Consider the following 12,675-nt stretch of genomic DNA (forward strand, 5'->3'; position numbering starts at 1 on the left):
GGCGACGACAGTACCCGTACCGATGCCGCAAGGGACCCGCGACCGACGTGTTCGACACTCTCTCCGACCGCCTCGCAGCGACGTTCAAGAACCTCCGGGGCAAGGGCCGCCTCAGTGAGGCGGACATCGACGCCACCGCCCGCGAGATCCGGATCGCGCTGCTGGAGGCGGACGTTGCGCTCCCGGTGGTGCGGGCCTTCATCAAGCAGGTCAAGGACCGTGCCCTCGGCGCCGAGGTGTCCGGTGCCCTGAACCCGGCCCAGCAGATCATCAAGATCGTCAACGAGGAGCTCATCAGCATCCTCGGCGGCGAGACCCGCCGTCTGCGGTACGCCAAGACCGGCCCGACGGTGATCATGCTCGCCGGTCTGCAGGGTGCCGGTAAGACCACCCTCGCCGGCAAGCTCGGCCACTGGCTGAAGAAGCAGAAGCACACCCCGCTGCTGGTCGCCTGCGACCTCCAGCGCCCCAACGCGGTCAACCAGCTCGGCGTGGTGGCCGAGCGGGCCGGCGTCGCCTTCTACGGCCCCGAGCCGGGCAACGGCGTCGGCGACCCGGTGAAGGTCGCCCGCGACTCGATCGAGTACGCCCGGCAGAAGCAGTACGACGTCGTCATCGTCGACACCGCCGGACGCCTCGGCATCGACGCCGAGATGATGCAGCAGGCCGCCGACATCCGGGCCGCGGTCGACCCGGACGAGGTCCTGTTCGTGGTCGACGCCATGGTCGGCCAGGACGCGGTCACCACCGCCCAGGCCTTCCTCGACGGCGTCGACTTCACCGGCGTGGTGCTCTCCAAGCTCGACGGCGACGCCCGCGGCGGCGCCGCGCTCTCCGTCGCGCACGTGACCGGCCGTCAGATCATGTTCGCCTCCAACGGCGAGAAGGTCGACGACTTCGACGCCTTCCACCCGGACCGGATGGCCTCGCGCATCCTCGGCATGGGCGACATGCTGTCGCTCATCGAGAAGGCCGAGCAGACCTTCTCGCAGGCCGAGGCCGAGAAGATGGCCTCCAAGCTCCAGGGCGGCGGCAAGGACTTCACGCTGGACGACTTCCTCGCCCAGCTGGAGCAGGTCCGCAAGATGGGCTCGATCTCCAAGCTGCTCGGGATGCTGCCCGGCATGGGCCAGATCCGCGACCAGATCAACAACATCGACGACCGGGACGTGGACCGCGTCGGCGCGATCATCAAGTCGATGACCCCGGCCGAGCGCACCGACCCGAAGATCATCAACGGCTCGCGCCGGCTGCGCATCGCCAAGGGCTCCGGCGTCCAGGTCGGCGAGGTCAACAACCTGGTCGAGCGGTTCTTCGAGGCCCGCAAGATGATGTCCGCGATGGCCTCCGGCAAGGGCATCCCCGGCATGCCGGGCATCCCCGGCATGGGCGGCGGCGGTAAGCGCTCCGCCAAGAAGGCGCCGGTCGCCAAGGGCAAGCGCAAGTCCGGCAACCCGCTGAAGCGGGCCCAGGAGGAGGCGGCCGCCGCCGAGCGCCGCGCCCTCGGCCCGGCCGGCGCCCCCGGCCAGCAGCCCGCCGCCCCGGGCGGCGCGTTCGGCCTCGGCGCGGGCAAGGGCCCGGCCGACTTCGAACTGCCCAAGGAGTTCAAGGACCTGCTCTGACGGTCCCCGCCCGCCGGCCCGCCGCCCCTCCCAGGGTGGCGGGCCGGCGGCGTTCCGGCCCCGGGCGGTCCCGTCCTCCGGTCGTTCGGTGGGCCGCCCGGCGCGGGGCCGTACACATGACCGATGATGGTGGTGTGCGAGTGACGATCAGGGCACCCCGCCCGGAGGACGTGGCCCCCTATGCCGAGGCGGTACGGAGGTCCGCCGAGCACATAGGGCGGTGGAACCCGGTCGAACCGGACGGTCTCGCCGAGCTGCTGGACCGTCAGGGGCCGGGCCTGCGCACCTTCCTGATCGAGGACACCGCCACCGGCGGCCTGGTCGGCAAGTGCAACGTCGCCAACATCGTGATGGGCCGCTTCTGCAACGGAGCCCTCGGCTACGACTCCTACCTGCCCTACGCCGGCACCGGGCGGATGTCCGAGGGCATGCGGCTGGTGGTCGACCGCTGCTTCGCCTCCGCCGAGCGCGGCGGCCTCGGCCTGCACCGGCTGGAGATCAACGTGCAGCCCGACAACACCCGCTCCATCGCCATGGCCGAGCGGCTCGGCTTCCGGCACGAGGGGTTCACGCCGCGGATGCTGTTCCTGTCCGGCGCCTGGCGCGACCACGAGCGGTACGCGCTCACCGTCGAGGAGTGGACACCGCTGGACCGCTGAGCGGCGTGTGGACCGCTGAGCGGCGTGTCCGGGCCGACCGGCGTGTTCCGGCCGGCCTCCGGTGCCTGCGGTGCCGGTGCGTCCGGTGGGGCACCACCGGCCCGGGGCGGACGCCGGCCCCGGGCCGGGCGATCGGGGGATCAGCGGGGCTGCTCGGCCACCACGTACCGGAACACGTTGGCCATCCGGACCGAGGCGTCCGTCTGCACGAAGGGGTGCAGCGCCTCCTCCAGCTCCTTGGTCACCAGTGCCGCGCCCCACTCCTCGATCGCGCCCTCGTACAGGCCGGTGGAGAGCATCCCGCGGACCGCACTGTCCAGGTCCGGGTAGGCGAAGGGGCAGGAGACCCGGCCGCTGCCGGCGGGCCGGAGGCCCGCGCCCGCGCACAGCTCCTCCAGTGCGCCGGGGGCGCTCAGCGCGAACGGGTCGCGGACCGGCGTCCGGGCCGAGCGGCGGCGTGCGACCTCCAGCACCGGCGCGCTCTCGCACCGCTCCGGGGGCCCCCAGCCGGCCAGCACCACGTGCCCGCCCTGCAGCGTCAGCGCGGCCGCCTCCAGCACGAGGACGGCCGGATCGGCGACGTACGCGAGCTCCTCGAAAACGGTGACCAGCGAATACGCCGAGCGGGGGACGGGATAGCCCGACCGGTCGACACCGCCGACACCGGCCACCCGCAGCCGCCGGCCCTCCGCGAGTTCGCGCAGTTCCGCCTCCGGTTCCAGTCCGGCCACCTGCGCGCCGCGGTCCGCGGCGAGCAGCAGGGCGAGCCCCGAGCGGCAGCCGAGACCGAGCAGGCTGGTCGCCGGGCCGACCTCCAGCCGCCGGTATACGGCCTGGTAGAGCGGCACCAGCATCCGCTCCTGGATCTCCGCCCAGTCGCGCGCCCGACCGCGCGACCCCGCCCCGCCACCCGCGTGCGGGCGCTGCGCGGTCGTACCGGTCACCTGCGCTGAAGCCATCGCGGCCTCCCATTCGGTGTGTGCGTCCGATGCTCCGGCTCCCCCCGGTCGTCTCCCGCCCCGCCTTCCAGCGAACAGCGCCCGGGCGCCGCCGTCCAGAGGTGTGCAGGGAGTGTCCGTGCGCCGAGGCGTGCGCCCCCGCGGTGCGCCGGTGAAACGGATTCACGGTCGGAACCCCGATCCCCGTACCATCTGCCCCATGGCTAAGGCACCCGTACTCACCCCCCAGTCGGAAGACTTTCCCCGCTGGTACCAGGACCTCATCAACAAGGCCGAGCTGGCCGACAACGGTCCGGTGCGCGGCACCATGGTCATCCGACCGTACGGGTACAGCCTGTGGGAGCGGATGCAGCAGGAGATGGACGCCCGGATCAAGCAGGCCGGTGCGCAGAACGCCTACTTCCCGATGTTCATCCCGCAGTCGTACCTGACCAAGGAGGCCGAGCACGTCGAGGGCTTCTCGCCCGAGCTCGCGGTGGTCACCCACGGCGGCGGCAAGGAGCTGGAGGAGCCGGTCGTCGTCCGGCCCACCTCCGAGACGATCATCAACGAGTACTTCTCCAAGTGGGTCCAGAGCCACCGGGACCTCCCCCTGCTGATCAACCAGTGGGCCAACGTCGTCCGCTGGGAGCTCCGCCCGCGCGTCTTCCTGCGCACCACCGAGTTCCTCTGGCAGGAGGGCCACACCGCCCACGCCACCTACGAGGACGCCCGCGAGTACGCCTCGCGCATCCACACGGACGTCTACGGCGACTTCATGACCAACGTGCTCGGCATCGACGTCGTGCTCGGCCGCAAGACCGCCCGCGAGCGCTTCGCCGGCGCCATCAACACCCTCACCCTCGAGGGCATGATGGGCGACGGCAAGGCCCTGCAGATGGGCACCAGCCACGAGCTCGGCCAGAACTTCGCCAAGGCGTTCAACACCACGTACCAGCTGCAGGGCGCCGAGCGCGAGTACGTCTGGCAGACCTCCTGGGGCGTCTCCACCCGCATGGTCGGCGGCCTGATCATGTCCCACGGCGACGACAACGGCCTGCGCGTCCCGCCGCGCCTGGCCGCCGTCCAGGCCGTCGTCCTCGCCATCAAGGGCGACGACGCGGTGCTCGCCAAGGTCCGCGAGATCGGCGCCGCCCTGGAGGCCGCCGGCGTCCGCGTGGTGGTCGACGACCGCACCGACACCCCCTTCGGCCGCCGCGCCGTCGACTGGGAGCTCAAGGGCGTTCCGCTGCGCATCGAGGTCGGTCCGCGCGACCTGGAGAACGGCACCGCCATGCTGGTCCGCCGGATCGCCGGCGGCAAGGAGCCGGTCTCGGCCGACGCACTGGCGTCGCTCGTCCCCGGCATCCTGGAGGAGGACCAGGCGCTGCTGCTCCGCCAGTCGCGCGAGCGCCGCGAGGCCCGCACCGTGGACGTCTCGTCCATCGAGGAGGCCGTCGAGGCCGCGGCCACCGGCTGGGGCCGCATCTCCTGGGCCGACCTGGGTCCGGAGGGCGAGGCCAAGCTGGCCGAGCAGGGCGTCTCGGTGCGCTGCATCGTCGCCGCCGACGGCTCCGTCCCGGCGGCCGACGACCAGCCCGGCAACATCGCGATCGTCGCCCGCGCGTACTGACGGCAGGGGACCGGCCGGGTGCCCCGCACGGGCAATCGGGCAAACCGAGGTGCTTCCGGAGTGCTTCCCGATGCACTTCCGTTGCAATTCGATGCCGATTCAGCGGATTGTTAACCGCGGTTTGCACACTGCTTGTCGAGGCTACTCGCCGGTCAACTCCCGGCGGTGCGAAACAAGCGGTACGGTATACGGCCCGTGGCCCTGTCAATTTTGACCGGGCTGCGGGCCGTCCGCCTTGGGCGGCGTGCGTGTCCCCGGGTGATAGCCGAGAGCCCGCCGAGATTCGGCGGGTCCACAGATGCAGGGGGTTGGTCTTGCGTCAGGTCAGAACAACGCAATTCAGGAGCGTGTCCGCATTCCTGAGAGATCGCTGGGAATTCCCCGTGAACGGGAACTCGCGGAACATCGGCCCTCTCTCCAACGTTGGTCCAGCGTGAGCACGACACAGCCTCTCGTCCTCGCGGCCGAACTGGCCGCCGCCTGGAGCGACATCCAGGCCCACCATCAGGACCTCCCCGACCTGGCCTCGCCCGAGGCCCTGATCGGCGAGTCCTCCTCGGCGTGCGGCACCCGGCTCGGATTCGAGCGGCTGCTGCACGAAGCCGCCCACGGACTGGCCGCCGCGCGGGAGATCCGCGACACCTCGCGGGCCGGTCGCTACCACAACCGGCGCTTCCTGATGCTCGCCTCCGAGCTCGGGCTGGCCCACCCGGTCGAGCCGCACGCCAGCAGCGGCTTCTCCCAGGTGACCATGCTCAAGGAGACCGAGGACAGGTACTCCGACACCATCGAGCGGCTGGAGCGCGCCCTCGGCGCCCACCAGCTCGCCGTTGCGGGCGAGGGCGGCCACCGGGCCTTCCGCGGCCCGGCGGCGCGGCACGGCTCGTCCGGTGGCGGTGTCCGGGTCAAGGCGGTCTGCGGCTGCGGGCGCAACGTCCGTGTCGTCCCGTCCGTCCTGGCGCAGGCGGCCATCGTCTGCGGCGCCTGCCAGCAGCCGTTCAAGATCGGCTGAGTTCCGCCGGCGGCCACGTGCCGTCGCTGACAGTTCCCTCCTGACAGTTCGCGGTGCTCGGCTCTACCGGGGGCGGGGGCCCTCGGTCGGGCCGGACTGCGTCTTCGTCCGGTGGCCACGAGTGCTTGAGTCGTGGTGAGTGCTTGAGCTGCCCGGCGGGGGTGTCCGCCTGGGCGTGGCGGCGCCCTGCTGCCCGTTGGTCGTGCTCCGTGTGTCGCGTTTCTGTGTCTCGTGTTCTCCGTGTCCCGTCGTTCTCCGCGCGGGCGGCGCCGGAGCGGGGTGATCGGCGGTGGGCTGCGCGCAGCGGACCGTGGGTCGGGGCGTGCCTGTCGGGCCCGTGTCGGCCGGTGCACACCGTGTGCCGAGCGGGCGGACGATTCGGGGGCCAGGCCGGGCTGTGGCAGAATGGACAGCTGAGTACTCGGCAGCCGGGCAGGACCCCTCTCTCCTACGGCTGGCGTGTCCCTTGAACGGCCGGTCGCCGCAACCCCACGCGGTGGCAGCGGCCGCTCACCCACGTCAACACCAGGAGAATCCACTCCCGTGGCAGTCAAGATCAAGCTGAAGCGTCTCGGCAAGATTCGCTCCCCGCACTACCGCATCGTTGTCGCCGACTCCCGCACCAAGCGTGACGGTCGTGCGATCGAGGAGATCGGCATCTACCAGCCGACCTACAACCCCTCGAAGATCGAGGTCGACAGCGACCGCGCCCAGTACTGGCTGTCCGTCGGCGCCCAGCCGACCGAGCCGGTCCTCGCCATCCTCAAGCTCACCGGTGACTGGCAGAAGTTCAAGGGCCTGCCGGCTCCGGAGCCGCTGAAGGTCGCCGAGCCCAAGGTCGAGGACTACTCGCACCTGTTCGCCAAGGCCGTCGCGGGCTTCGAGGACAGCACCACCGGTGTTGCCATCACCCCGAAGGCGAAGAAGGCGGACAAGGCCGAGGCTGACGCCGAGGCCGCCTCCACCGAGGCCTGAGCATGATCGAGGAAGCCCTCGACCACCTGGTGAAGGGCATCGTCGAGCACCCCGACGAGGTGCAGGTGCGTTCGCGCAACCTGCGCCGGGGCAACACCATCGAGGTCCGGGTGCACCCCGACGACCTCGGCAAGGTGATCGGCCGCGGCGGCCGTACGGCCCGTGCGCTGCGTACCGTGGTGGGTGCGCTCGGCGGCCGCAACGTCCGGGTCGACCTGGTCGACGTGGACAGCATCCGCTGACGCGGAGCCGTCAGGTATTCGTCAGGTACCAGGGGCCGACCGGGACGCACGTCGTCCCGGTCGGCCCTTCTGGCGTTCCCGGCCCGCGCCGGACCGCCGTGCGCCGGGCCCTTGCGTTCCGCGTCCGCGGGCGCGTCTTGCGCGGGGTTTGAGGCCCGGTGGCGCGCCGCGCGGGCAACTTCGCGGCGTACGGCGGTGTCCGTCGCGTACGGCAGCCGCGCCGGGGTGTCCGCGCCGGAGCATCCGCGCCGCCATTCAGAATCAGCCAGCCAGAGCCAGGACCGCGCCCGGGGCGCGGCAACACCAGGAGAACGATCACCGTGCAGCTCGTCGTCGGTCGGATCGGCCGTGCCCACGGCATCAGGGGCGACGTCAGTGTCGAAGTCCGCACCGACGAACCCGAACTCCGGCTCGGCCCGGGCGCGGTCCTGCTCACGGACCCCGCCTCCGCCGGCCCGCTGACGGTCGAGTCCGGCCGCGTGCACAGCGGTCGGCTGCTGCTCCGCTTCGCGGGCGTCAAGGACCGCAACGGGGCCGAGGCCCTGCGCGGCACCATGCTGATCGCCGAGGTCGACCCGGAGGAGACCCCGGAGGACCCGGACGAGTACTACGACCACCAGCTGATCGGTCTCGACGTCGTCCTTCTCGACGGCACCCTCGTCGGCGAGCTGACCGAGCTCGTCCACCTGCCGTACCAGGACCTCCTGACCGTCACCAGGCCCGACGGCACCGAGGTGCTGGTGCCTTTCGTCGAGCAGATCGTCCCCACCATCGATCTGGAGAACCAGCGCGCGGTGATCACGCCGCCGCCCGGCCTGATCGAGCCGCTGGAGTCCGAGCCGGACACCGCGGACGGCGCCGATGCCGGGGATGCCGGTGCTGCCGGCCGTGACGCCGGTGCCGGCGAGGACTCGGCGGGCGGTGCCCGGGCGTGAGCGAGATGCGGATCGACGTCGTCACGATCTTCCCGGAGTACCTGGAGCCGCTGAACGTCTCCCTGGTCGGCAAGGCCCGGGCCCGCGGCCAGCTCGACGTGCACCTGCACGACCTCCGCAGCTGGACCACCGACGTGCACCGGACGGTCGACGACACCCCGTACGGCGGCGGGCCCGGCATGGTGATGAAGCCCGAGCCGTGGGGCGCCGCCCTCGACGCGGTGCTCGCCCAGGGGCCGGAGGGCGAGGTGCCGACACTGGTCGTCCCGACGCCCAGCGGTCGCCCGTTCACCCAGGAGCTCGCCCAGGAACTGGCCGCACGCCCGTGGCTGGCCTTCGCGCCCGCCCGGTACGAGGGCATCGACCGCCGGGTGATCGAGGAGGCCGCCACCCGGATGCCGGTGGTGGAGGCGTCGATCGGCGACTACGTCCTGGCCGGCGGTGAGGTCGCCGTCCTGGTGATGGTCGAGGCCATCGCCCGGCTGCTGCCCGGTGTCCTCGGCAACGCCGAGTCGCACCGGGACGACTCGTTCGCCCCCGGGGCCATGGCCGACCTGCTCGAAGGACCCGTCTACACCAAGCCCGCCGAGTGGCGCGGCCGCGAGGTGCCGGAGATCCTGCTCAGCGGCCACCACGGCAAGATCGCCCGCTGGCGGCGCGAGGAGGCCTTCGCCCGCACGCTGGCCAACCGGCCGGACCTGGTCGCCCGCTGGCAGCTCGGCTCCTTCGACAAGAAGGAGCGCGAGGCGCTCAGCCGACTGGGCCTGGTCTGGGACGAGGCGGAAGGCCGGTTTCGGCCGATGCCGGAGGCTGTGGAAGAATAGGCGACTGCTGTCTGTCGCTGGGCGTCCCCTCGGGGCCGCTACGTGGCCCGATGTGCCCGCCACAGGGGGTTCGTCGCCAGCCGATGCGGCCCGCAGCACCATCATTTCTCACGAACTTCCGTGGACGGCCTGTGGCGTCTGCGATGGAGAGCACCATGAGCAACAAGCTCGCTGCTGTCGACGCGGCCTCGCTGCGTACCGACATCCCGTCCTTCCGCCCGGGTGACACCCTCAAGGTTCACGTCCGGGTCATCGAGGGCAACCGCTCCCGCGTCCAGGTCTTCCAGGGCGTCGTCATCCGCCGCCATGGCTCCGGCATCGGTGAGACCTTCACCGTTCGCAAGGTGAGCTTCAACGTCGGCGTGGAGCGCACCTTCCCGGTGCACACCCCGGTCGTCGAGAAGATCGAGGTCGTGACCCGCGGTGCCGTTCGCCGCGCCAAGCTGTACTACCTCCGTGACCTGCGCGGCAAGGCCGCGAAGATCAAGGAGAAGCGCGAGAACTGATCCGCTGCCCCGGCTCGCCGGGGCGCGGAGTCTCGGGTCGAGCCCGCCCTTCGGGGCTGAAGGCCTTGGCCTTTCAGGCCTTGGGGATAAGCTCAGCCCGATGACCACGTTCGAACCTTCCACGGACCACGACGGAAGGTCCGCACCTGCCGGTGCGGACCTTCCGTCGTGGTCCGTGGTCGTTTCCGCTGGTACACAGGCCGCGGAATCCGCTGCAGCGGGGGCCCCGGAAGCCGACGATGCCGGTGAGGACGTTGCAGGAGTCGGCGGTGGCGATGACGCCACTGGGGCCGCTGCCGCTGCCGCTGCTGGTGACGACTCCGGCCGCGGGGCCGGGTGGGTGCGCGACCTGGCGCTGATCGGTGGCACGTGCCTGCTCCTCCTGGTCGTGGTGAACACCTTCGTCGCCCGTCCCTTCGCCGTGCCTTCCGCGTCGATGGAGAACACCCTGCGACCCGGCGACCGCGTCGTGGCCAATGAGTTGGCGTATGCGTTCGGCGGCCACGTCCAGCGCGGCGACGTCGTGGTATTCGACGGGACCGGCTCCTTTCTGCCGTACGCGGCCGAGCCCACCGCGGGACAGAAGATGCTGGACCGCCTGGGGCTGGACCCCGGCAGTGACACGGTCTTCGTGAAGCGGGTGATCGGTGTGGGCGGTGACAGGGTGACCTGCTGCGGGTCGGACGGCCGGCTGCGGGTGAACGGGGTGCCGATCGACGAGAGCGCCTACCTGGCTGCGGGCGACGCCCCGTCGAAGGTGGCCTTCGACGTGGTGGTCCCGGTCGGCAAGCTCTGGGTGATGGGCGACCACCGAAGTGATTCCCGCGACTCCCGCGACCACCTCGGCGAGCCCGGCGGCGGCTTCGTGCCCGAGTCCCGGGTGATCGGCCGAGCCGACTGGGTGGTCTTCCCCTTCGACCGCTGGACATCGCTCGACCGGCCGGAGGCGTTCGCCGCAACAGGGGGGACTGGTGGCCATGGGCACCCGAGGTAGGGGCAGGACGGTCGAGGCGGCCCCGCAGGAGGCCGGTGCGTCCGCACCGATACGCGGTCGGGCCGACCGCCGCAGGACGGCCCAGCGGGCAGCCCGCCGCCGGCGGCGCTCGCTGTTGCGCGAGATACCGCTGGTGGTGGTGGTCGCGCTGGTGATCGCCCTGGTGCTGAAGACGTTCTTCGTCCAGGTCTTCGTCATCCCTTCGGGGTCGATGGAGGAGACGATCCAGATCGGTGACCGCGTCCTCGTGGACAAGCTGACGCCGTGGTTCGGCAACGAGCCGGGCCGGGGTGAGGTCGTCGTCTTCCGCGACCCGGGCGGGTGGCTGGAAACCGACCGCACCACGTCCAACGACGGGCCGGTGCTGCGGCAGGTCAAGCACGCGTTCTCCTCGGTCGGCCTGCTGCCGTCCGACAACGAGCACGACCTCATCAAGCGGGTCATCGGTGTCGCCGGCGACACCGTGGAGTGCTGCGACGCGAAGGGCCGGGTGAGCGTCAACGGCACCCCCGTGGACGAGCCCTACCTCGCGCCCGGCAACGTCCCCTCCCGCCAGCCGTTCAAGGTGAACGTGCGGGCCGGCAGACTGTGGGTGATGGGTGACCACCGGGACCTGTCGGCGGACTCCCGCTTCCACATGGGCAATCCCGGCGGCGGCACCATCCCGGTCAAGAACGTGGTCGGCCGTGCCGTCCTCATCGCCTGGCCGCTGCCCAGGCTCAGTCAACTCGACGTGCCGCAGTCACTCTCCTCGATCCAGGCGCGGTCGGCCGGCGTGGTCGCCCCGGTTTCGGCGACGGCGCTCCCGGCGCCCACCGGATTGGTGGGCCTGCCGCCGACTCCTGCGGAACCCTCGCTCGTTATGGGTGTGTTGGGCGTCCTTCCGTTCGCCGTCAGGCGGAGGTCGGCCGGGTCGCGACGCACGCACCGCTCCGGTTGATGGTGGGGCCGGCCGTGTGGGAGCGCGGCTGGGCCGATCGGGAGTGATAGAGAAGTGCTGGAATGCTCGGCGCACGGTCTCGTGACCTTCCGGGGTTCCCGAGCCGTCATCGGTGTCAGGCAGGGCCTTCGCGGGCAGGCCTGATGCGGGCCGACGGTCGGTTACGGAGCGTGGTGCCCGCTGTGCGGCACTGTGAGCGCGGGCGCATGGGCGTCCGCACAGCAGGGAGGAGATGTCGTGGGGGATCTGGTGATCGGTGCCCGCTCGGGCGCCCCGGAGCCCGATGGCGCGGGGGGCCGTGCGGTCCGGTCGGCCCAGTCCGCACAGACCGCGGGACCGGCAGGCGCCGGCGCGGCGGCCGCCGCCGACGGTCGCCCCGTCGGTGCCCCGAACGACTCGGAGGACGTGGTGAGTGAGGCGGCGGAGGACAACGACACCGCACAGGACGGCTCCGACGATCGCGGTTCGCGACCGCAGAAGCAGCGGTCGTTCTGGAAGGAACTGCCGATCCTGATCGGCATCGCGCTGATCCTGGCGCTGGTGATCAAGACTTTCTTCGTGCAGGCCTTCTCGATCCCGTCGGGCTCGATGGAGCAGACGCTCAAGATCGGCGACCGCGTCCTGGTCGACAAGCTCACCCCCTGGTTCGGTGCGGAGCCGGAGCGCGGCGAGGTCGTCGTCTTCCACGACCCGGGCGGCTGGCTGAACGACGAGCCGACCCAGCAGAACAGCAATGCCTTCGTCCGGGGCATCCAGAACGTCTTCAGCTTCATCGGCCTGATGCCCTCCTCCAACGAGAAGGACCTGATCAAGCGGGTGATCGCGGTCGGCGGCGACACCGTCGAGTGTCAGGGCAGCGGCCCGGTCAAGGTCAACGGCATCGCACTGGACGAGCCCTACCTCTACCCCGGCAACACCCCCTGCGGTGAGAAGCCGTTCGGGCCGGTGAAGGTCCCCGACGGCCGGATCTGGGTCATGGGCGACCACCGCGGCGACTCGCTCGACTCCCGCTACCACCAGGACCAGCCCGGCGGCGGCACCGTTCCGGTGGACAACGTCGTCGGCCGTGCGTTCGTCGTCGCCTGGCCGATCGGGGACTGGGCCACCCTGCCCGTGCCGGACACCTTCGACCAGAAGGGCCTCTCCGCCGCGGCGCCCCTCGCCCCGCCGATGGCAGGCGCGGCCGCCGTGCTGCCGGCCGTCTGGTGGCTCCGCCGGCGCCGCCCCTGAGCGGACGGACCGGGGAACGGCCGACAGCCGATCCGCCACCGACTCTTGCGCGAGCCGCGGTACCGACGAGTAATCTGCTCGGACGTGCCGCGGCTCGCCGGTTCCTCGGAGCCCGGCGCAGTGCCCGTACCGCAGGCGCGGACCGCAAGGGGGCGAGCCGACACG

13 protein-coding genes are annotated in these 12,675 nt (G+C 71.5%); 12 read left to right on the forward strand and 1 reads right to left on the reverse strand.

What is annotated here, in order from left to right; genetic code table 11:
• Positions 1 to 47: 47 nt before the first annotated feature.
• On the forward strand, positions 48 to 1,622 hold the full coding sequence (ffh, locus tag ACQ614_RS23955; RefSeq protein ID WP_431680702.1) for a signal recognition particle protein: 1,575 nt from the start codon (positions 48 to 50) through the stop codon (positions 1,620 to 1,622).
• A gap of 116 nt (positions 1,623 to 1,738) precedes the next feature.
• Positions 1,739 to 2,281, forward strand: a complete 543-nt coding sequence (locus ACQ614_RS23960; protein ID WP_431680704.1) for a GNAT family N-acetyltransferase — start codon at positions 1,739 to 1,741, stop codon at positions 2,279 to 2,281.
• Positions 2,282 to 2,421: 140 nt separating this feature from the next.
• On the opposite strand, the gene ACQ614_RS23965 is transcribed toward ACQ614_RS23960, so the two are convergent.
• Positions 2,422 to 3,240, reverse strand: coding sequence for a class I SAM-dependent methyltransferase (locus ACQ614_RS23965; RefSeq protein WP_431680705.1), 819 nt, complete (start codon positions 3,238 to 3,240; stop codon positions 2,422 to 2,424).
• 199 nt (positions 3,241 to 3,439) lie between these two features.
• On the opposite strand from ACQ614_RS23965, the gene proS reads away from it, so the two are divergent.
• The 10 genes from proS to lepB (ACQ614_RS24015) all read left to right on the forward strand — a co-directional run bounded on the left by proS (position 3,440) and on the right by lepB (ACQ614_RS24015) (position 12,510).
• Positions 3,440 to 4,852 (forward strand): proline--tRNA ligase, encoded by a 1,413-nt coding sequence (gene proS, locus ACQ614_RS23970; RefSeq protein WP_431680706.1) that lies wholly within the window; start codon positions 3,440 to 3,442, stop codon positions 4,850 to 4,852.
• Between the two features lie 433 nt (positions 4,853 to 5,285).
• The gene (locus ACQ614_RS23975) at positions 5,286 to 5,864 is read left to right on the forward strand and encodes a hypothetical protein (protein WP_363501518.1); all 579 of its coding nucleotides are present in this window, start codon (positions 5,286 to 5,288) and stop codon (positions 5,862 to 5,864) included.
• 543 nt (positions 5,865 to 6,407) lie between these two features.
• Positions 6,408 to 6,839 carry a 30S ribosomal protein S16 gene (gene rpsP, locus ACQ614_RS23980; protein WP_363501521.1) on the forward strand — a complete coding sequence of 144 codons (432 nt, stop codon included), beginning with the start codon at positions 6,408 to 6,410 and terminating at the stop codon, positions 6,837 to 6,839.
• A gap of 2 nt (positions 6,840 to 6,841) precedes the next feature.
• Positions 6,842 to 7,081: an RNA-binding protein gene (locus tag ACQ614_RS23985; RefSeq protein WP_030275689.1), complete on the forward strand. Its 240-nt coding sequence runs from the start codon at positions 6,842 to 6,844 to the stop codon at positions 7,079 to 7,081.
• A gap of 320 nt (positions 7,082 to 7,401) precedes the next feature.
• Positions 7,402 to 8,016 (forward strand): ribosome maturation factor RimM, encoded by a 615-nt coding sequence (rimM, locus tag ACQ614_RS23990; protein ID WP_431680707.1) that lies wholly within the window; start codon positions 7,402 to 7,404, stop codon positions 8,014 to 8,016.
• A gap of 5 nt (positions 8,017 to 8,021) precedes the next feature.
• The gene (gene trmD, locus ACQ614_RS23995; RefSeq protein WP_431684007.1) at positions 8,022 to 8,840 is read left to right on the forward strand and encodes a tRNA (guanosine(37)-N1)-methyltransferase TrmD; all 819 of its coding nucleotides are present in this window, start codon (positions 8,022 to 8,024) and stop codon (positions 8,838 to 8,840) included.
• A 155-nt stretch (positions 8,841 to 8,995) separates the two neighbouring features.
• Entirely contained in the window at positions 8,996 to 9,346 is a 351-nt protein-coding gene (gene rplS, locus ACQ614_RS24000; protein WP_431680708.1) for a 50S ribosomal protein L19, read from the forward strand.
• A 100-nt stretch (positions 9,347 to 9,446) separates the two neighbouring features.
• Positions 9,447 to 10,340 carry a signal peptidase I gene (lepB, locus tag ACQ614_RS24005; RefSeq protein ID WP_431680709.1) on the forward strand — a complete coding sequence of 298 codons (894 nt, stop codon included), beginning with the start codon at positions 9,447 to 9,449 and terminating at the stop codon, positions 10,338 to 10,340.
• A complete protein-coding gene (lepB, locus tag ACQ614_RS24010; RefSeq protein ID WP_431680711.1) occupies positions 10,324 to 11,280 on the forward strand; it encodes a signal peptidase I in 957 nt (318 codons plus the stop codon). The genes lepB (ACQ614_RS24005) and lepB (ACQ614_RS24010) overlap by 17 nt, the downstream gene beginning before the upstream one ends.
• Positions 11,281 to 11,517: 237 nt before the next feature.
• Entirely contained in the window at positions 11,518 to 12,510 is a 993-nt protein-coding gene (lepB, locus tag ACQ614_RS24015) for a signal peptidase I (protein ID WP_431680712.1), read from the forward strand.
• The last annotated feature ends 165 nt before the right edge of the window (positions 12,511 to 12,675 follow it).

The organism is Kitasatospora dryopteridis (assembly GCF_050749075.1).
GTDB lineage: Bacteria > Actinomycetota > Actinomycetes > Streptomycetales > Streptomycetaceae > Kitasatospora.

Bases quoted from the DNA above. Each gene is read 5' to 3' on its own strand.
- ACQ614_RS23985 (WP_030275689.1), top strand. From the start codon at position 6,842: ATGATCGAGGAAGCCCTCGACCACCTGGTGAAGGGCATCGTCGAGCAC.
- ACQ614_RS23965 (WP_431680705.1), bottom strand. From the start codon at position 3,240: ATGGCTTCAGCGCAGGTGACCGGTACGACCGCGCAGCGCCCGCACGCG.
- lepB (WP_431680711.1), top strand. From the start codon at position 10,324: ATGGGCACCCGAGGTAGGGGCAGGACGGTCGAGGCGGCCCCGCAGGAG.
- trmD (WP_431684007.1), top strand. From the start codon at position 8,022: ATGCGGATCGACGTCGTCACGATCTTCCCGGAGTACCTGGAGCCGCTG.
- ACQ614_RS23960 (WP_431680704.1), top strand. From the start codon at position 1,739: ATGACCGATGATGGTGGTGTGCGAGTGACGATCAGGGCACCCCGCCCG.
- lepB (WP_431680709.1), top strand. From the start codon at position 9,447: ATGACCACGTTCGAACCTTCCACGGACCACGACGGAAGGTCCGCACCT.
- proS (WP_431680706.1), top strand. From the start codon at position 3,440: ATGGCTAAGGCACCCGTACTCACCCCCCAGTCGGAAGACTTTCCCCGC.
- rplS (WP_431680708.1), top strand. From the start codon at position 8,996: ATGAGCAACAAGCTCGCTGCTGTCGACGCGGCCTCGCTGCGTACCGAC.